The organism is Desulfuromonas sp. TF (assembly GCF_000472285.1).
Lineage (GTDB): Bacteria > Desulfobacterota > Desulfuromonadia > Desulfuromonadales > ATBO01 > ATBO01.
In genome coordinates this window covers 108,353-126,023 of sequence record NZ_KI421428.1, presented here as the reverse complement: position 1 = coordinate 126,023, position 17,671 = coordinate 108,353, and the positions used below count along the sequence as shown (strand labels likewise).

The 17,671-nt window shown below is 61.0% G+C and carries 14 protein-coding genes; 7 read left to right on the top strand and 7 right to left on the bottom strand.

The genetic code is table 11. From position 1 onward, the window contains the following. Positions 1 to 42: 42 nt before the first annotated feature. Positions 43 to 1,620, top strand: coding sequence for a HEAT repeat domain-containing protein (locus tag DTF_RS0120070; RefSeq protein ID WP_027716766.1), 1,578 nt, complete (start codon positions 43 to 45; stop codon positions 1,618 to 1,620). After that, on the top strand, positions 1,601 to 2,929 hold the full coding sequence (locus DTF_RS0120065) for an HD-GYP domain-containing protein (RefSeq protein ID WP_027716765.1): 1,329 nt from the start codon (positions 1,601 to 1,603) through the stop codon (positions 2,927 to 2,929). Before DTF_RS0120070 ends, DTF_RS0120065 begins: the two co-directional genes overlap by 20 nt. A gap of 67 nt (positions 2,930 to 2,996) precedes the next feature. On the opposite strand, the gene DTF_RS24790 is transcribed toward DTF_RS0120065, so the two are convergent. The 4 genes from DTF_RS24790 to DTF_RS0120045 all read right to left on the bottom strand — a co-directional run bounded on the left by DTF_RS24790 (position 2,997) and on the right by DTF_RS0120045 (position 6,144). Further along, on the bottom strand, positions 2,997 to 3,572 hold the full coding sequence (locus DTF_RS24790; RefSeq protein WP_035058384.1) for a HEAT repeat domain-containing protein: 576 nt from the start codon (positions 3,570 to 3,572) through the stop codon (positions 2,997 to 2,999). A 160-nt stretch (positions 3,573 to 3,732) separates the two neighbouring features. Further along, positions 3,733 to 4,002 (bottom strand): hypothetical protein, encoded by a 270-nt coding sequence (locus DTF_RS0120055; RefSeq protein ID WP_027716764.1) that lies wholly within the window; start codon positions 4,000 to 4,002, stop codon positions 3,733 to 3,735. Positions 4,003 to 4,207: 205 nt separating this feature from the next. Beyond that, complete coding sequence (locus DTF_RS0120050) at positions 4,208 to 4,663, bottom strand: single-stranded DNA-binding protein (protein WP_027716763.1); 456 nt, start codon at positions 4,661 to 4,663, stop codon at positions 4,208 to 4,210. 173 nt (positions 4,664 to 4,836) lie between these two features. After that, positions 4,837 to 6,144 (bottom strand): phenylacetate--CoA ligase family protein, encoded by a 1,308-nt coding sequence (locus DTF_RS0120045; RefSeq protein ID WP_027716762.1) that lies wholly within the window; start codon positions 6,142 to 6,144, stop codon positions 4,837 to 4,839. 318 nt (positions 6,145 to 6,462) lie between these two features. Between DTF_RS0120045 and DTF_RS0120040 the strand changes: the two genes are divergently transcribed. From DTF_RS0120040 to DTF_RS24785, 4 genes are all read left to right on the top strand, one after another. Next, on the top strand, positions 6,463 to 7,170 hold the full coding sequence (locus DTF_RS0120040; RefSeq protein ID WP_027716761.1) for a 1-acyl-sn-glycerol-3-phosphate acyltransferase: 708 nt from the start codon (positions 6,463 to 6,465) through the stop codon (positions 7,168 to 7,170). Between the two features lie 63 nt (positions 7,171 to 7,233). Continuing rightward, positions 7,234 to 8,913 (top strand): ribonuclease J, encoded by a 1,680-nt coding sequence (locus DTF_RS0120035; RefSeq protein WP_035058373.1) that lies wholly within the window; start codon positions 7,234 to 7,236, stop codon positions 8,911 to 8,913. A 106-nt stretch (positions 8,914 to 9,019) separates the two neighbouring features. Then, positions 9,020 to 9,811, top strand: coding sequence for an undecaprenyl-diphosphate phosphatase (locus tag DTF_RS0120030; RefSeq protein ID WP_027716759.1), 792 nt, complete (start codon positions 9,020 to 9,022; stop codon positions 9,809 to 9,811). A gap of 35 nt (positions 9,812 to 9,846) precedes the next feature. After that, positions 9,847 to 10,656, top strand: coding sequence for a protein-glutamate O-methyltransferase CheR (locus tag DTF_RS24785; RefSeq protein WP_051361511.1), 810 nt, complete (start codon positions 9,847 to 9,849; stop codon positions 10,654 to 10,656). Here the strand turns inward: DTF_RS24785 and DTF_RS0120020 are convergent. From DTF_RS0120020 to DTF_RS0120010, 3 genes are all read right to left on the bottom strand, one after another. Further along, positions 10,627 to 12,528 (bottom strand): ATP-binding protein, encoded by a 1,902-nt coding sequence (locus DTF_RS0120020; protein ID WP_027716758.1) that lies wholly within the window; start codon positions 12,526 to 12,528, stop codon positions 10,627 to 10,629. The genes DTF_RS24785 and DTF_RS0120020 overlap by 30 nt on opposite strands. A gap of 159 nt (positions 12,529 to 12,687) precedes the next feature. Beyond that, positions 12,688 to 13,932, bottom strand: coding sequence for a M48 family metallopeptidase (locus DTF_RS0120015; protein ID WP_027716757.1), 1,245 nt, complete (start codon positions 13,930 to 13,932; stop codon positions 12,688 to 12,690). A gap of 48 nt (positions 13,933 to 13,980) precedes the next feature. Next, positions 13,981 to 15,858 carry a PAS domain S-box protein gene (locus DTF_RS0120010; RefSeq protein ID WP_027716756.1) on the bottom strand — a complete coding sequence of 626 codons (1,878 nt, stop codon included), beginning with the start codon at positions 15,856 to 15,858 and terminating at the stop codon, positions 13,981 to 13,983. 272 nt (positions 15,859 to 16,130) lie between these two features. On the opposite strand from DTF_RS0120010, the gene DTF_RS0120005 reads away from it, so the two are divergent. After that, positions 16,131 to 17,645, top strand: a complete 1,515-nt coding sequence (locus DTF_RS0120005; protein WP_035058370.1) for an SDR family oxidoreductase — start codon at positions 16,131 to 16,133, stop codon at positions 17,643 to 17,645. Positions 17,646 to 17,671 lie beyond the last annotated feature (26 nt).

Sequence of the window (17,671 nt, the reverse complement as noted above, 5' to 3'; positions counted from 1 at the left end):
TAGGAAGGTTGAAAGCCTGTACCTGCAAGGAGAACCCTGGTCGTGAAAGAAGCGGAACCGAAAACCAGACAGCTTGAAGAGGCCCTGAAGGGGCTCATCAAGCTGGTCAAGGCCGACCGCTTCTATCCTCCCGGGCACCCGGCCCTCAGTGCCACCGCCAAAGAAGTGCAATCGGCTTTCGTCTCTCTTCTGGGGGAAAACGCCCACCTGAGCCTCGGAATCCGCAAGGAGGGTTTTTATGTGGGGGAGAACGCGGTCGCACCAGCCAATCCCATCCTGCAGAAGCTGGCCCTCGCCCTCTTTGCCCGGCGCATTCATCGCCTCATGATACTGCCGGACCTTACCCGGAAGGATCTGAGGATGTTCACCCAGTGCCTCAGCCTCGCCCCGGCCGATATCCAGGCCCGCGGCGGCATACAGGAGATTCTTTCGAAGGCGCGGATATCCACCCTGTGGGTCAATGAAATTGATCTCGAGCAGGTCCTCGCCCGCAAAGACGAAATCGAAGCCGCGAAGGAGGCTGCCCCCGAGAGCGGCATGGAAGGAGAAGAGCAGCCTTCTCCCTTATTGACCGAAGTCAGCGGGAACCTGGAAGAACTCCTTGAAAGACTGCGGCGGGAGAAAGATGATGAACGCTATCAGCAGTTGATTAAGGAACTCGTCCCGCTGATCCCCCCCAATCTGACCGACGCGGGACGCCTGCAGGTTTTAAGGGCCTATACCCTGCTCTGCATGAATGCTTCCAATCCCCGTCTCTCTGAAACCCGCCGAGTCCACTCCCTGCATGCCCTCAACCAGCTGACCACCGAGGAAACCCTTGATTTTCTCACGACGGCTCTTTGCAGCAAGGGACTGGCTCAGGATCTCCGGAAGACCCTCCTCCAGATTCTGGCTTTTCTCAAGGGGAAAACCATCCGTTACCTCATGGATCGCCTGGCCGCGGAAAGGGACGCGCCGACCCGCAGAATTCTTACCGAAGCCCTCGTCCGGCAAAGATCGGCAGCGGTTCCGATTCTCGTGGAATATCTCACCGATGAGCGGTGGTACGTTGTCCGCAACGCCGTGAGCATCCTGGGGGATATTCGCGACCAGAAGACCGCCGACCATCTCACCCTCTTGCTTGAGCACCCGGACCTGCGGGTGCGGCGGGAAGCGATCCGGGCACTCACCCGCATCGGAGGTGCCGGAGCCGTGGGGATTCTTCTGAAGACACTTGAAGGGCGCGATCTGGATCTTCGCCGGCAGGCCCTCCTTTCCCTTGGGGCCATCAAAGATCCCGCCGCTGTTCCGGCTCTGATCAATCTGCTCATTCGCCCCGATTCCGGGCTAAAATACGGGGAGATCACCAGGGAGGCGATAAAAGCCCTGGGAGAGATCGGCTCGGAAGAGGCCGTGCCGATACTTCTGTCCATTTTGCAAAAGCGAAAATTCTGGCGGCGCGGCCAGTATGACGAGATGCGCACCGCCGCCGCACTGGCTCTGGGTGAGATCGGCAGCCTGGTGCCGGTTCCGGATCTGGAAAAGGCAGTCGACGACCGCTCCGAAACAGTGGCCCGGGCCGCCGTCCAGGCACTCAAACAGCTCAGGAAAGGTAGGGAAAATGGTTCCGGAACTCGCTAGGAAAGTGGTGCAGGGCATTACCGGCGCCATCAAGGGGTTGCGCCTCTATCCGCTGCGCCATCCGGCGGTCGAGAGGCAGATTTTAAGCCTCTATGAAGATCTGTGCGTCTTTATGCGCGGCAAGGACCGCATCCGGATGGGACTCCTGGAGGGGACGCTGTTCATAGAGGATCATCTGTTCACGGAAACCGTCCCCGCCGCCGAGGAACTCGTTCAGCTCCTGAAAAACCTGGAAATCAACGGACTGGAATTCCGCTTCGGACTTGCTGAAGATGAACTCCGGACCCTTCTGAGCCTCCTTGTGAGTGGAGGAGGGAAAGGAAGGGTTTTTGAACACACCCTGGCCAAGCGGCAGCTGTCTCATATCTCCGTGGTCAAGCCCGAAGAAGAAGAGGAGGAGAAGCGTCCCCGACAGGTCTACGGGCGCGCTCTCAAGGTGGTGGATACGATCTTTCAGGACGTACGTCTGGGGAAAATCCCTTCCTCCACCGAAGCGCTGAATGTCGTCAAGAGCATGGCGGAGCTGACCCTGTCCGAGCCCCACGCCCTTTTTGCCCTCTCCATGCTCAAGGATTATGACAACTACACCTTTACGCATTCGGTGAATGTCTCCGTCATCGCCCTGGCAGTGGGCCGCTCCTGCGGTCTCACCGAAGAGCAGCTTCGCGTTCTCGGCTTCGGAAGCCTCCTTCACGATCTGGGCAAGCTGAAAATTGATGTGGGAATCATCACCAAACCGGGACGGCTCACCGAGGAAGAATTCGAAGAGATCAAGCGTCACCCCCGCACCGGCGCGGATATCGTCGCAGGGATGGAAGGGGTGACCCCGGAGGTCATCGATATCGTCCTCGGGCATCATCTTCGTTACGACCATACGGGTTATCCCGCCGAAGTCAGCGGCGAGAAGCTCTCCCCGATGACTTCCATGACGTCTATTGCCGACACTTACGACGCCATTACCACCCTGCGCTCCTATCAGCGGCCGTTGACTCCCCGCAATGCCATTGAGCGTCTCCGGGAACTGACCGGCACCGCTCTACATCCGCAATTCACGGAAAACTTCATCGCTTCCCTCGGAACGTATCCGGTCGGAAGTCTGGTCCGTCTCGACAGCAACGAAATCGGCCTGGTCGTCTGGGTGGACACCCATGACCCCGACTCGGTCCGGCTCAAGATCCTCTTCGACGAAAACGGAGAGCGGCTGGCGGTACCTGCCCGGCTCACCCTCATCGGCAAGAAGGCCCACCGCATCGTCGCCGAAGTCGATCCCTTTGTGAAGGGGGTCGAGATCACCGACTACTTCGATTGACGCAAAAAGGAAGGCCGGATCGACAGGATCCGGCCTTCCTTTTTGCATTCCCTGGAACGTACGATTCTTACTCGCCGTCCAATGACAGAATCCCCAAAGCGCCGACCGCCTCGCGGCGGACGGCGGGACGGGGATCCTTCACCAGTCTGATGAGATATTTCTCCGCCTCGGGTGCACCGATAGCCCCGAGGGAACGGACTGCGCTAAGGACCAATTCCGCATCTTTCTCCGTGACCAGAGCGCCAAGGTAGGGGACGAGGCGCCGGTCGGCGAAGTTCCCCAGCGCTTCCGCCGCGTGAACCCGCACCGCCGGATGGGGATCCTTGAGATGGCGGACAAGACTGCCGAGAATCTTGGGATTTTTCTTTTTCCCCAGCACCTGAACGGCGGCGGAGCGGACGTCGGCATCGGAATCCTTGAGGGCGGACAGCAGCGGCGGGAAGACCTTCGGCGAATCCACACGCTCCAGGGCATAGATCGCCCTGACCCGGATGCCCCTGTTTTCATCGTTCAGGGACGACAGGATCTGTTCCAGACTCAGAACGGATTCGAGGTGTTCCAGGGCGGCCGCAGCGGCAAAACGCACTCCCTCGTCAGGATCGCCCAGAACTCCCTTGAGCAGTTTTCTACGCTCATCCAGCATATCCGGCGCCAATTTCCTCTCGATAACCAATGGATGGAAAGCGGCAGGGGCCAAAGAATTTCGGAAATACCAAAGGACTCCGAATCACCCGCACGCTACCGTAAAATTGGAAGTTATCAGAATCTCCAGCGAGGTGCAACGGATTTGCATCCGCCGAGAATCAACCTTCCCAAAATAAATAATGTTCATTCTCCGAAAGGAACTCGATGCATTCTTTCAGAGTGCCGGTAAAATCGAGGCATTCCCAGCTCTCCCGGTTGCGGAAATATTCCATGCGCCACGCCCCCTCCCTGTCCCCGGGAAGGAGCCGGACAAACAAGTCGTCTCCCCGAAACAGGTGCAGTTCCCCCTCCACTTCTCGGGAAACCACGCCAACCAGTTTGGGATTGGACCGGATGGCACGTCTGGCTTCGTTCAGCGTATTCTCCATGATGCCTCCCATCTGCGCGGTGAGGTCGGCCTCGCATCACTATAAACTTAAGTGCTGAAACGGCCAAGGTCAAGGGAGGGGAGGTCGACTTCCGGTCAGCCACCCTGCCCCGGCTGATCCGTGAAAACTCGGCATGCAAAACCGCAAAAAAGCCGCGGGTCGGAAAACCCGCGGCTTTGGAAATCTGGTGAAAAAAGCTCGAAATTTAGAAGGGAATATCGTCGTCGGGATTGAACGGCGGTTCGGCATAGTCCTCCCGAGTCTGAGACTGCGCGGCGGGACGGCTCGGCCGGGACTCGCCGGCGGGGCGGCTGTAGCCTCCGTTTTCCTCTCCCACCCGACCCAGCATCTGCATCTGATCGGCGACAATTTCCGTGATGTACTTCTTGTTGCCGTCGCGGTCATCATAGGAGCGGGTCTGAATACGGCCTTCGATGTAGACCTGCTTCCCCTTGTGCAGGTACTTGCCGCAGATCTCGGCAAGCTGCCGCCAGGCGACGATGTTGTGCCACTCGGTCTTCTCCTGCTGCTCGCCGCTCTTGTCCTTGTAGCGCTCGGACGTGGCCAGGGAGAAAGTCGCCACCGCCGCGCCTGAAGGAGTATAGCGCAGTTCAGGGTCCTTGCCCAGATTTCCCACCAGTATGACTTTGTTCACGGACATAGGGGATCGCCTCCCTTGTTCTTCTCTGTTAAATGCCGAAAAAAATATTCATTTTCCCAAATCGAAACTGTCGGTCAGCATGCCTCACATCCCCTGTCATTGTCAACATGCAAATAATAAAAATCAATAACAGCGGATACTTGCAAAAAACATGAAGACTTATGAAGATGCCTTCAGACAACTGAATCTTCGAGGCGTTCATCAAAGACCCGCCTGCTTTTCTTCTCCGAGCGCGGCAAGGAGCCGTACTCCACCACCTCCACTTCCGGGGTGACCATGAGCTGCTTCTTCATCAGGTGCGCCGTATCCTGGATCAACTGCGGCAGCTGCCCGCGTTCGATTCCCGCGCCTCGTTCGACGACCAGCCGCAGGTGATCGCGGCCGCTCTCCGCATCGCGGGAGAGGTGGACCTGGTACTCCGAGCCGAGGCCGGGGATCTGCGAGAGGATGGTGTCGATGCTCGAGGGGTAGATGTTCACCCCGCGGAACTTGAAAGTGTCGTCGCTGCGCCCCTTGATGCGGGAGTGGCGCGGGAGGATCGAGCCGCAGGTGCAGGGGCCGGGGATGATCCGGGTGATGTCGCGGGTGCGGTAGCGGATGAGCGGCGCAGCCTCCTTGCAGAGGGTGGTGACGACCATCTCTCCCCACTCGCCGTCGGGAAGAGGCCGCAGCGTCTCCGGGTCGACGACCTCGAGCAGGTAGTAGTCTCCCCAGTAGTGGATGCAGTCATGATCGGGGCACTCGATCCCGGTGCCGGGACCGTACAGTTCGGTGAGGCCGGGGATGTCGAAGAGCTCGGCGCCTCCGAAGAGTTCGGAAATCTTCTGTCGCATCGACACCGAAGAGCGCTCGGAGCCGTAGATGACCTTGCGCACGTGGATCCGGTCGGCGATTCCCCGGTGGTGAATTTCCTCGGCCATCAGCAGCGCCATCGAGGCGGTGGAGCAGAAGACGGTGCTCTGGAAGTCGAGCAGGAACTCGATCTGCAGGTCGACGTTGCCGGGACCGGCGGGAACCGCCAGGGCGCCGAGCTTCTCACAGCCGAGCTGGAACCCCATCCCCGCCGTCCACACCCCGTAGCCGACGGCGATCTGCACCCGGTCGAGGGGGGTCACCCCGGCCATCTCATAAGCCCGGGCGAAAAAGTGCGTCCAGTCGTCGAGATCCTTCTGGGTGTAGGCGAGGACCTTGCGCTTGCCTGTGGTGCCGGAGGAGGCGTGAATGCGCACGATCTGCTCGAAAGGGACCGCCCGCAAAGGGAAGGGGTAGCCGTCGCGCAAGTCGTCGGTGTCGGTGAAGGGGAGCCGGCGCAGATCGTCGAGGGAGCGGATCGATTCGGGGTCGATCCCGGCCTCCTCCAGCCGCTCGCGGTAAAAGGAGGAACCCTCGAAGGCGTGGCGCACCGTCCACTGCAGACCCTTGAGCTGGTGGGAGGCGAGTTCCCGGGCGTTGCGGAAAGATGGGGAAAAGGTGCGGGGCATGTGCGGCTTCTCCAGTCGGGGTGTTGGTGAGTACGGCCGCCACTGGCGGCGCTGGAAAGTTGATGCATAAAGTATCATTTTGGGGATTGAATTTGAAGAAAATTCACGTTCAACCGCCCCCTGCTTCCTCCCCCGCACCGCCACAAAAAGAGCCCTCACCATGTCCTTCCCGCACCGGCGCCACCTCGGCGATCATCTCCGGGGACTGGAAGATCGTGGCAAGGGGGCTGGAGAGAGGATAAATTCCGGAAAAGATTTGACTCCCTGCCTTCAACTCTCGTAAACTTGCCCATTCAATGCGTTACGGAGATTGACCGGATGTTTCGCACCATCTTTTTTTTTGCCGTCTTCATCCCTTGGACTCTCTTCGTCATCTTCACCGGCATTCCCCTTTCCTTTATCAGTCCCGACTATCTTCATGCCTATGCCCGCACCTGGGCCCGCCTCGGTCTGATGCTGGCGGGGGTGCGGCTGGAGGCCGAGGGGCAGGAGAACATCCCGAGAAACCGGGCCGTCATCTATATGGCCAACCACCAGAGCAATTTTGATATTCTCGCTTTATATGCTGGACTGCCGGTTCAATTCCGCTGGCTGGCCAAGGAGGAGCTCTTCCGCATCCCCCTCTTCGGCTTCGCCATGCGCCGCAGCGGCTATATCCCCCTGGACCGCTCCGACCGGAAAAAGGCATTGCACAGCATGACGGAAGCCGCAAGGCGCATCGCCGACGGGACTTCGGTGATCGTCTTTCCCGAGGGAACCCGCTCCCCCGACGGCAGCATTCTCCCCTTCAAGAAGGGCGGCTTCATGCTCGCACAGCAGGCCGGTGCATCGATCGTTCCGGTGGCCATCGAAGGATGCGGGGACGTCATGCCCAAAAACAGCCGCTGGATTCGGAGAGGGAAGATCCGGGTCCGCATTTTCCCCGCCGTAGAGACGACCGACCGTACCGCTGTCGGTCGCGAACAGCTCCAGGAGGCCGTGCGCCGCCCGATCGCCGAGGCGGTTACGCGTTATCTTGAACCTTGAATCAGGCGTCGCCTGCGGCTATGCCCGGGCAAGCCTTGAACCTTTTATCTTGGACCTTTGACCTTGAACCTGGAACCTTTACATCCCGACGCTGTTCGCCTCACCCCCCTGGGGGGGCTGGGGGAGATCGGCCTGAACATGATGGCCCTGGAGTGCCGGGGGGAGATCCTCCTGATCGACTGCGGCCTGATGTTCCCCGAGTCCTACATGCTGGGGATCGACCTGGTCATCCCCGACATCAGCTGCCTGGCCGGACGCGAGGGGGACATCCGCGCCCTGATGCTTACCCACGGGCACGAGGACCATATCGGAGCGATCCCCTTCCTGCTGGAGGCGTTGGGCAATCCCCCCATCTACGGTACCGGCCTGACCCTGGGCCTGCTGCGCAACAAGCTCGAGGAGCACCGCCTGGACGATCGGGCGCAGATGCACCGGGTGGAGGTGCGACGGCGGACCCAACTGGGAGTCTTCGACGTGGAATTCTACCGGGCAGCCCACTCCATCGTGGACGGGACCGGGCTGGCCATCCGCACTCCCGCCGGGCTGATCGTCCACACCGGCGACTTCAAGCTGGATCCAACTCCGGTGGACGGCCAGTGCACCGATCTGGAACGGCTGGCGGACTATGGAGAGGAAGGCGTGCTTCTGCTCCTCTCCGATTCCACCAACGTGGAGAAGGAGGGGCGCACCCTTTCGGAAAAGGTGGTGGGGGAGGCCCTTGCAGAGATCCTGCCGCACTGCGACGGCCAGGTGATGGTGGCGACCTTCTCCTCCAACATCCATCGCATCCAGCAGGTGGTCGATGCGGCAGCGGCCTGCGGCCGCAAGATCCTGATCAATGGGCGCAGCATGGTGGCGAACGTGGCCATCGCCCGGCAGCTGGGGTATCTTTTCATCCCCGACGATGCGCTGATCGACCTGCGGCAGATGCGGGAATTGCCCCGCGGACAGGTTCTCATCATCACTACCGGCAGCCAGGGTGAGCCCCTTTCCGCCCTGACCCGCATCGCCATGGACGATCACCGCCAGCTCCGCCTCGAGGAGGGCGACACGGTCATCCTCTCCTCCAAGTTCATCCCGGGGAACGAGAAGGCCATCTCCGACCTCATCAACCATCTCTACCGCCGGGGGGCGGAGGTCTTCTACGAGACGACCAGCGAGGTGCATGTGTCCGGACACGCCGGACGGGAAGATCTCAGGCAGGTCCTGTCCCTGACCCGGCCACGCTATTTCGTTCCCGTGCACGGCGAATTCCGCCACCTGGTCAAACACGCCCAGCTGGCCCGGGCAACGGGCGTGGCGGAGGCGCACGTCACCGTCCTGGAAAACGGAATGCCCCTGACGGTCTCGAAAGACGGCCTGCGCCGGGAAGCGCGGGTGGAGACCGGCCGGGTGTTTATAGACGGCAAGGGGGTCGGGGACGTAGGGATGATGGAACTGCGGGACCGGCGGCATCTGGCCAACCACGGCATGGTCATCGTTCTGCTCACCCTCAACCAGAGCAGCGGCGAGATCATCTACGGTCCGGAGCTTCTGACCCGCGGCTTCGTCCCGGAAGATGAAAGCCGGGGGTATCTGGAAGAGGCAGCAGCCGCTGTCCGCGCCATGTTGGCCGAGCACAGCCTGGAAGCCATGGCGGATTGGGAGGAACTGCGGGTGGAAGTGCGCAAGACCCTGCGCCGCTTCTTCAACCGCACCATCGAACGCCGCCCGCTGATCCTGCCGGTGATTATGGAACTTTAAATTCGAAGATGAGGACGGAGGACAGAAGACGGAGGACGGAAAACCCAGTCAGGTACTGTCCTCTGTCTTCCGTAATCTGTCCTCTGATTTACTCAAAGGCCGCATTATGACACTTTTGCAATCCATCCTCCTCGGCGCCCTGCAGGGGCTCACTGAATTTCTCCCCGTCTCCTCCTCGGGGCATCTGGCCATCGCCCAGTATTTTCTTCCCGGATTCAAACAGCCCGGCGTCTTCTTCGATGTGCTTCTCCACGTGGGGACGTTCGGCGCCGTCGTTCTTTACTTCCGCCGGGAACTCGTCGAAATTCTCACCTCCCCCTTTCGCAGGGACGAGGCTGCCCCGCTGCACCGCCGACTTCTTCTGCTGCTGCTCGCCGGTTCGATCCCCACGGCGGTCATCGGCCTCACCTTCCGGGACTTCTTCGAGGGGCTGTTCCATAATATACCCGCCGTCTCCCTGATGCTGCTGGTTACCGGAACCCTGCTCTTCGTTTCCGAGCGCTTCCGCATCACCGGGCGCAAGGAGGACAGTCTCACCTGGGGAGATGCCCTGGTGGTGGGAACGGTGCAGGGGATGGCGATCGTCCCGGGCATTTCGCGCTCCGGATCGACCATTGCCGCCCTCCTGCTCAAGGGGGTGAACGGTGAAACCGCGGCCCGCTTCTCCTTTCTCCTGGCCCTGCCTGCGGTCTTCGGCGCCGCCATCCTGTCGGCCCGGGACCTGAACGGGATCCCCACCTCAGAGTTTCCCCTCTACCTGGCCGGTATGGGAGTCGCCTTCATAACAGGCCTGCTCTCCATCCACCTCCTCATGGGAGTGATCCGCAAGAGACGCCTTTTCGGCTTCGCCATATACTGCTGGCTGGCGGGAGGGGTGTTTTTCGCCATCACGATATAGAAGAACAGTCTGGTTTCGGCAGAAAGCCCGACGGTATGCGCTTCGATGACTTTTTGCAAAAGGCGTGTCCTCCCCTCGACCTGGAGTGGAGAAAGTATCGCCGCCGCGCTGCGCGGCACGGTGTGAATGCAAGGCTCGAAGAGCTCGGATTACAAGATTACGGGGAATATCTCGGGCGGCTTCGCGCCGACCCGCGCGAGGCGGATGCCCTGCCCGACCTGATGCGCATTACGGTGACCCGCTTTTTCCGGGAGCGAAAAAGCTGGGAACTGCTGAGACAGAGAGTGCTGCCTGAGCTGCTGGAATCGATGCCGGTTGAACGGCCCCTGAAGACCTGGAGTGTCGGATGCTGCGGAGGCGAGGAGCCCTACTCCCTGGCGATGCTCTGGCTCTACGGCCTGCCCCCTGAGCTTTCCGGCCGCTCGCTGCAGGTCCTCGCCACCGATATCGATCCGGATGCCCTGGAGCGCGCCGAGCGCGCCGTGTATTCCCGAAGCTCCCTGAGGGAAGTTCCGGAGCCTTTCATGCAAAGCGCCTTCCGGAGGGAAGGCCACCTTTTTCATCTCGCCCCCGAGGTTCGCGACACGGTCGTCCTGTTCAGGCACAACCTGATGACCGATCCCCTCCCGATGGGAATGGACCTGGTGCTCGCGCGCTATCTTCCCTTCACCTATTACACGGGAAACCGGAGGCGTTTTGCCGCTGAACGGCTGTGGCAGGCTTTGCGCCCCGGCGGCGCCCTGATGATCGGCCTCAAGGAAAAGCTTTCCTCCCGGGAGCGGGAGCTCTTTCATCCCTGGCCGGAAGCGGAAGGGTTATTCTTTCGCAGAAACGGCAAGGCCTGAGACGGGCAGGGTGAAGGAGAAGGTGCTGCCCCTTCCCGGATCGCTTTCCACCCAGATGCGCCCTCCATGAACTTCGACCAGTTTGCGGGTGATATAGAGACCGAGGCCGACGCTGTCTTCCCTCCTGTGCTCCCCGGGGCGGTAGAACCGCTCAAAAATGTGGGGCTGATCCTTCCGAGCGATTCCCTCTCCCTGATCGATGACGGCAATTTCGACTTCGCCCTCATTCCGGCGGGCTTCCAGCCTCACCGGGGTTTCCGGCGCCGAGTATTTCATCGCATTGGTCAAGAGATTCAGGAGAATGCGCTCAAGAAGATCCGGATCGGCCAGTACAGGTGGGAGGCTGGGCGGGATGTCGATGGTCAGGCGGCCGGTGTCCAGGACACCCTTCAGGCGGAGCCTCTCCAACCGGACGACCAACTGCTGTACAAATGAACCGAGGAGAAGTGTCGACGCCTTCGGCTCCACCTGCCCCCCTTCCAGGCGGGCCAGATCGACCAGAGCGTCGATCATCCGCTTCATCCTCTGAGTCCCTTTGAGCACCTCGTCGCACATCATCCCCAGGCTGGCCCCGGCCCGCTCCTTCTCCAACGCTTCGCGCAGCAGCTGTCCGTAACCCTGGACGACCGTCAGGGGGGTGCGCAGGTCGTGGGAAATGGTGTGCAGATAAAGGTCCCTCTCCTTCTGCAGCTCGTGCAGGGAGGTGATGTCGGTGTAGGTGCCCACCACGCCGATCCGCTGCCCGTCTTCGGTGTAAATGGGGGCGGCGCTGCAGCTTAACCAGACCTCCCGTCCCTCTGATCGCCGGAATGCGAGAACCGACCCCTTTATCCTCTCCCCGGCAACGACCCGACGCAAAAGATCTTCCAGCGGGAAGGGACGACCGTCGGGCGTCTCGATCTTGAATCGGGAAATCCGCTCTGCAATCGACATGAGGCGATCCTCCGGCGAATAGCCGAACAGCCTTTCGGCCGCCGGATTCATGTGCCGAATCCTGCCATCCGAATCATAGATGATCACCGCATCGGCAATGGCGTTAAGAGTCGCCTCCTGTTCGGCCAGCAGGCGGCGGAGGTCTTCTTCCATGTGCCGGCGCTCGGTAATGTCCCTGGTCAGGGTGGCGAAGTATCCGTCGCCCATGGTGAAAAAGGAAACAAGGATGTGCTTTTGCGAGAGGGGGTAAAAATACTCCAACTGCTCCGGCCTGCCCGTCTCGATGACCCTGGTCACCGTTTGCAGAAGAGGCTCGAGATCGAGGAATGAACCGTAAAGCGCACTTGCCCGCCGTCCGATTGCCGTCTGTCGGTTAATGCCGAACACCTTTTCGTAAGCGGGATTGAGGTCGGTGACGACCCAGTCGGCCACGCGCCCGTTTTCGTCGTAAACGACACGGTCGACGGCGACCGCCTCACGCATGTTCGCGAACAGACGACGATATTTTTCCTCGCTGCGCCGCAGGGCCTCCTCGGCCTGCCTCCGGCTGACGATGTTGCTCCATTCCCGCAGGGTGCGCTCGACAATGCGGGGAAGTTCGGAGAGAGTGGTTGCGTCCTTCACCAGGTAGTCGAGGGCTCCGGACTTCATCGCCTCCACGGCGGTCTGCTCATCCCCGCTGGCGGTGAGGAGGACCGCTGGAAACTCCCCTTTTTTGCGCTCAAGGGAGAGCAGATCCGTCCCCTTGCCGTCGGGAAGCATGAAATCGATCAGAGCAAAATCGGGGGCATGATCCGCCAGGTAGGCCCGAGCGGCTGCCAACGAAGTGACAACATCGAGCCGAATGCCCGCCTTCCAGGAAAGAAGAGATTCCCGGATCAGCTCGGCATGTACTTCCGAGTCCTCCACCAGCAGAATTCTGTAGGCCTTCGGCACCATAGTCGACAACATACATGATAATAAGTACTGCATACAATACTTTTTCACGATCGTTTTAATAAGGTAAAGGAGGCGAATTCTGCCGCGGTCAATGCAGAGAGACGTCTTTTTTCCCAATATTCAAGCAGATTCTGCCTGCATATCAATATAAATGATTAATTAATTGTTTTCGGATCCTGCACTTAACGAACGAATCCGCTCCACGACCGGTGGGTGGGAATAGTGAAACCACGCGTACAGGGGATGAGGGTGAAGATTGGCGAGATTTTCCCTGGAGAGCTTGACCAGGGCCGATGCGAGAGCCCGGGGCTGGCCGGTCAGTTCACGGGCGAAACGGTCGGCCTGCCATTCGTGGCGGCGGGAGCTCCAGCTGGCCAGGGGGGTGAATGGAAAGGCCGCGATGGATCCGACGAAACTGAGGATCACCAGGCGGGAGAAAAAGGAGGCCTCCTCCAGGCCGAGCAGGGCCGGCAGTCCGTCCCAGCCGAGAAGACGGAAAGAAAGATAGAAGATGATCAGGGAAAGAAGCTCGGCAACCAGTAGCCGCTTCAGGATGTGCCCCTTTTTCCAGTGCCCCACCTCGTGAGCCAGGACGGCCAGTATCTCTTCCTCCTCCATCTGTTCGATCAGAGTGTCGTAAAGAACGATCCGCTTCACCCGGCCGATGCCGGTGAAGTAGGCATTGGAATGCCGGCTTCGGCGCGAGGCATCGACCTGCAGCACGGCACTTACCCTCAGCCCCGCCCGGTTCATCAGCTCCCGGATTCTCTCCTCCAGCCCTTCCCTGCGCACCGGCTCGAAGGTGTGAAAAAGCGGCTCGATCACAGAGGGGGAGAGAAACATGAGGAAAAGAGTCGCCAGGGCGAAAAAAGCCCACACCCACAGCCACCACCCCCCCGGGCTGACCTGGATGAGGGCGAAGGCGCCGGCGGCGAGCACGGCCAGCAGCGCCGTGGAGACGGCCGCCGACTTCACCAGGTCGGCAAGCCAAAGCCTAAGCGTCATGGTGTTGAAGCCGAAGCGCTTCTCGATGCGGAAGTTCCGGTAGAGGCTGAAGGGGATATCGAGAACCGTCTGGGCAAGGTGCAGGCCGAAAAAGAAGAGGACGCCGCCGCCGATGAACGAGGCGGTCAGCGAACCGATCCACCGGTCGTAGAAGGGAAGCCCTCCGGCGAACAGAAAGAGGATCAGCAGGACGCCGCCGAAAAGGGACTCTGCCAGCACGGCCCGGCTTTGCGCCAGGGTGTAGTCAGTGGTCCGGCGCAGCACTTCCGGGTCAATCGCATCCTCGAAACCCGGGGGAATCCGGTGGCCGTGCCGTTTGAGATGGCGCAGGTTCAGGGAGCGCAGCAGGAGACCGGAGGCGAGGGTGAGCAGGTAGAGAACAAGGAGGAGGGTTTTCATAGGTGGAGATGATAGCCGATTCCGGCGGCGGTGGGAAGGGGGCTGAGTTCAGGCAACCGGCAGGGTAAAGAAGAAAGCGCTTCCCTTGCCCGGCTCACTCTCCACGCGTATGCGCCCTTTTTGGGCCTCTACGAGCATCCGTGTGATGTAGAGGCCAAGCCCGACACTGTCCACACGCTGGACGCTTTTCGGCCGGCAGAAGCGCTCGAACACGCGGGACTGATCCTCCCGGGCGATTCCCACGCCCCGATCGATCACCACGATTTCGATTTCATCCTCCTTCTGACGGGCTTCAAGTCTGACCCGGGTTTCGGGTTGCGAATATTTCATGGCGTTTGTGAGGAGATTCAGGAGAATGCGCTCCAGCAGGTCCGGGTCGGCCATGACAGGGGGCAGCTTCTGCGGTATCGTGATCGTGAGGCGATCCGGATCCAGGGCACCCTTCAACCGGGCCCCTTTCAGCCTGTCAAACAGCTGCAGCACGAAGGGGCCGAGGGGGAGCGCGACTGTCTTGGGTTCCAGCTGTCCACCCTCGAGACGTGCCATGTCGACCAGAGCGGCGATCATCCGCTTCATCCTCAGGGCGCCCTTCAGTATTTCGTCACACATCAGACCCGCGCTTGCACCCATCCCCTCCCTCGTGAGCGTCTCACTCAGAAGTTGCCCATATCCCTGAATGACCGTCAGCGGGATCCGCAGATCGTGTGAAATGGTGTGCAGAAAGAGGTCTCGGTCCTGCTGCAGCTCGTGCAGAGCGGTGATGTCGGTAAAGGTCGTCACCGCCCCCAGCAGTCGGCCGTCGCCGGTACGGATCGGTGCGGCGCTGGCGGAGACCCATACCGCCGCACGGCCGGGAGGATAGAGGACCATGATGACGCCGTGCACCGTCTCTCCCTGCAAGGCCCGCCATCCCGGCGTCTGCTTCAGCCCAAGCTGCGCCCCCTCGGCCGTCTCCACCCTCAGCCGGGGCACCCGTTCGGCCAGCGGCTCCCCCATCTGCTCCTCGAAAGGGCCGAAAACTTTTTCAGCCGCCGGGTTCATACGCACGATCGTCCTCTCGGGGCCGTAGATGACCACCCCGTCGGCGATCGAATTGATGGTGGCGTCGAGTTCTGCCAGCAGCCGCTCCTTCTCGGCATCCGTCCGCTTGCGGTCGCTGATGTCCTCGACGACGGCGATAAAGTAGAGGGGTTCGCCCGCCGCGTCCCGCTGCAGGGCCACGGTCAGGTTGACCCAGACGCTGTGCCCGGCCCGGTGCAGATATCGTTTCTCAATACGGTAGGAGTCGATTTCGCCCCGGCAGAGCCGCTCGACCTGCGCCAGGGTCTCCGTCAGGTCATCGGGGTGGCTGATCTCCTGGAAGGTCTTGCGCAGCAACTCCTCCTTGCGGTAACCAAGGATATCGCAGAGACGCTGGTTCACCCGCAGCCAGCGGCCGTCCAGGCCGGAATGCGCCATGCCGACGGCCGCCTGCTCGAAAGTTGAGCGGAAGCGCCCCTCGCTCTCCCTCAGGGCCGCCTCCGCCCGCCGGCGGTGGACGACGTGGTCCCATTCGCGCAGGGTGCGCTCGACGATGCGGGGGAGCTCGGCCAGGGTCGCCGTGCTCTTCACCAGGTAATCGAGAGCGCCGGCCTTCATCGCCTCGACGGCCGTCTGTTCGTCTCCGGAAGAGGTCAGAAGGATGGCGGGAAAGGTGGCCTGCCCTCCGTCGGAGCTAAGGAGTTCCGTCCCCTTGCCGTCGGGAAGCATGAGGTCGATCAGGGCCAGGTCGGGAAGATTCTCCGCCAGAAAGGCCCGCGCCAGCGCCAGGGTGGAGACAATGCTCAGACGGATGCTCGGGGTCCGGGAAAGCAAGGATTCCCGGATCAGTTCGGCGTGAATTTCCGAGTCTTCGACTAATAATATGTGAGGATTTTTAGTTAGCATTGTCCCATACCATACATGGCAACCCTTCACTTATTCAATATTTTTTTCCTTCCGACAAAAGTTTTAATACCAATAAACAAGCACTTAAGTTTGCATGAACATTCGCCCCCTCCTGCCGATTCCAGCACTAAAATAAAACTTCATCCGGAAACCTCCCCCGGTCTATACTGGACTCTCGCAAACAATTTCCTGCGACCCGCCCCATGTCTTAAACCAAACTTTTTCGGGACAGCGATCAGCAGTGTAGCCTGCCTGCCTGCTGGGGAGAAATAATGATTTCATGGAAACGACCGGAACCGATCCTGGTGGTCGGGGCTACCGGTTATATCGGCGGGCGGCTGGTGCCCCGCCTGCTGGAAAATGGTTACCGGGTACGGGCGCTGGCCCGCAATCCGGCGAAACTGAGAGGGCGGCCCTGGGCGAAGAATCCCGGCCTCGAGATCGTCCGCGGCGATGTCAGCGACCCGGATTCCCTGATGCAGGCCTCGCGGGGTTGCTGGGCGGCCTATTATCTCGTTCACTCGATGCATCCGGATATCGATGACTTCGCCCGCACGGACCGTCGTGCGGCCAGCAATATGGTCAAGGCCGCCGAATCGGCAGGGATGGAACGGATCATTTATCTCGGCGGCCTCGGCGAAGAGGAAGAAAGCCTCAGCCATCACCTGCATTCGCGGGCGGAGGTCGCGCACATTCTCCGACAGGGTCCGGTACCGGTTACCGTGCTTCGGGCGGCAATGATTATCGGTTCGGGGAGCGCCTCGTTCGAGATTCTGCGCTACCTGGTGGAGCACTTGCCGGTGATCGTCACACCCCTCTGGGTGCACACCCCCTGTCAGCCCATCGGAGTGCGCAATGTCCTCGGATACCTCACAGGGTGCCTGGAATGTCCGCAGACGGTCGGCCAGACCTACGACATCGGACAGGAAGAGATCGTTACCTACCGGCAGTTGATGGACCTTTATGCGGAGGAGGCGGGGCTGGGGCGACGGCTGATCATCCCGGTGCCGTTCCTCACGCCCCGTCTCAGCGCCCTTTGGATCCATCTGGTGACGCCGGTACCCCCATCCCTGGCACGTCCCCTGGCCGAGGGGCTGCGCAATCGGGTCGTCTGCCGGGAAACCCGCATCCGCCAGCTCATCCCCCAGGATCTTTTCAGCTGCCGCGAGGCAATCCGCCGGGCCCTGGATCGGCAGCGTCAACAGGATGTGGAGAGCTCCTGGAGCGACGGCGGCATCGTCCCTCCGGCCGAGTGGTCCATCCCCGGCGACCCGGCATGGGCCGGAGGAACCGTCTATACCGACTCCCGCCGCCTCCTTCTGGATGCCACTCCGGAGCAGGTCTGGCCGGCCATTGTCCGCATCGGCGGCAAGACCGGCTGGTACCATGCCAACTGGCTCTGGGCACTGCGCGGATTCCTCGATCAGATGGTGGGCGGCGTCGGCCTGCTCCGGGGGCGTCGCAGCGGCGCCGAACTTTACCCCGGAGATGCCCTGGACTTCTGGCGGGTGGTGGCGGTGGAGCGCCCCCACCGGCTGCTCCTGGTTGCGGAGATGAAGCTGCCCGGGCAGGCTGTGCTGGAACTTGCGGTGGAGGAACGGCCCGAAGGGGGGAGCGAACTGCGGCAGACCGCCCTTTTTCTGCCCCGCGGGCTTGCGGGGCTGTTCTACTGGTGGAGCGTCACCCCTTTCCACAATCTCGTTTTCGACGGCATGCTCAAAGGGGTGGCCAAAGCCGCCGGCGCCACGGCCATTGGAAGTCCGGAGCGCCTGCCCAAGGATAAATGACCGAGGACTCCCTTTCAAACATCCTA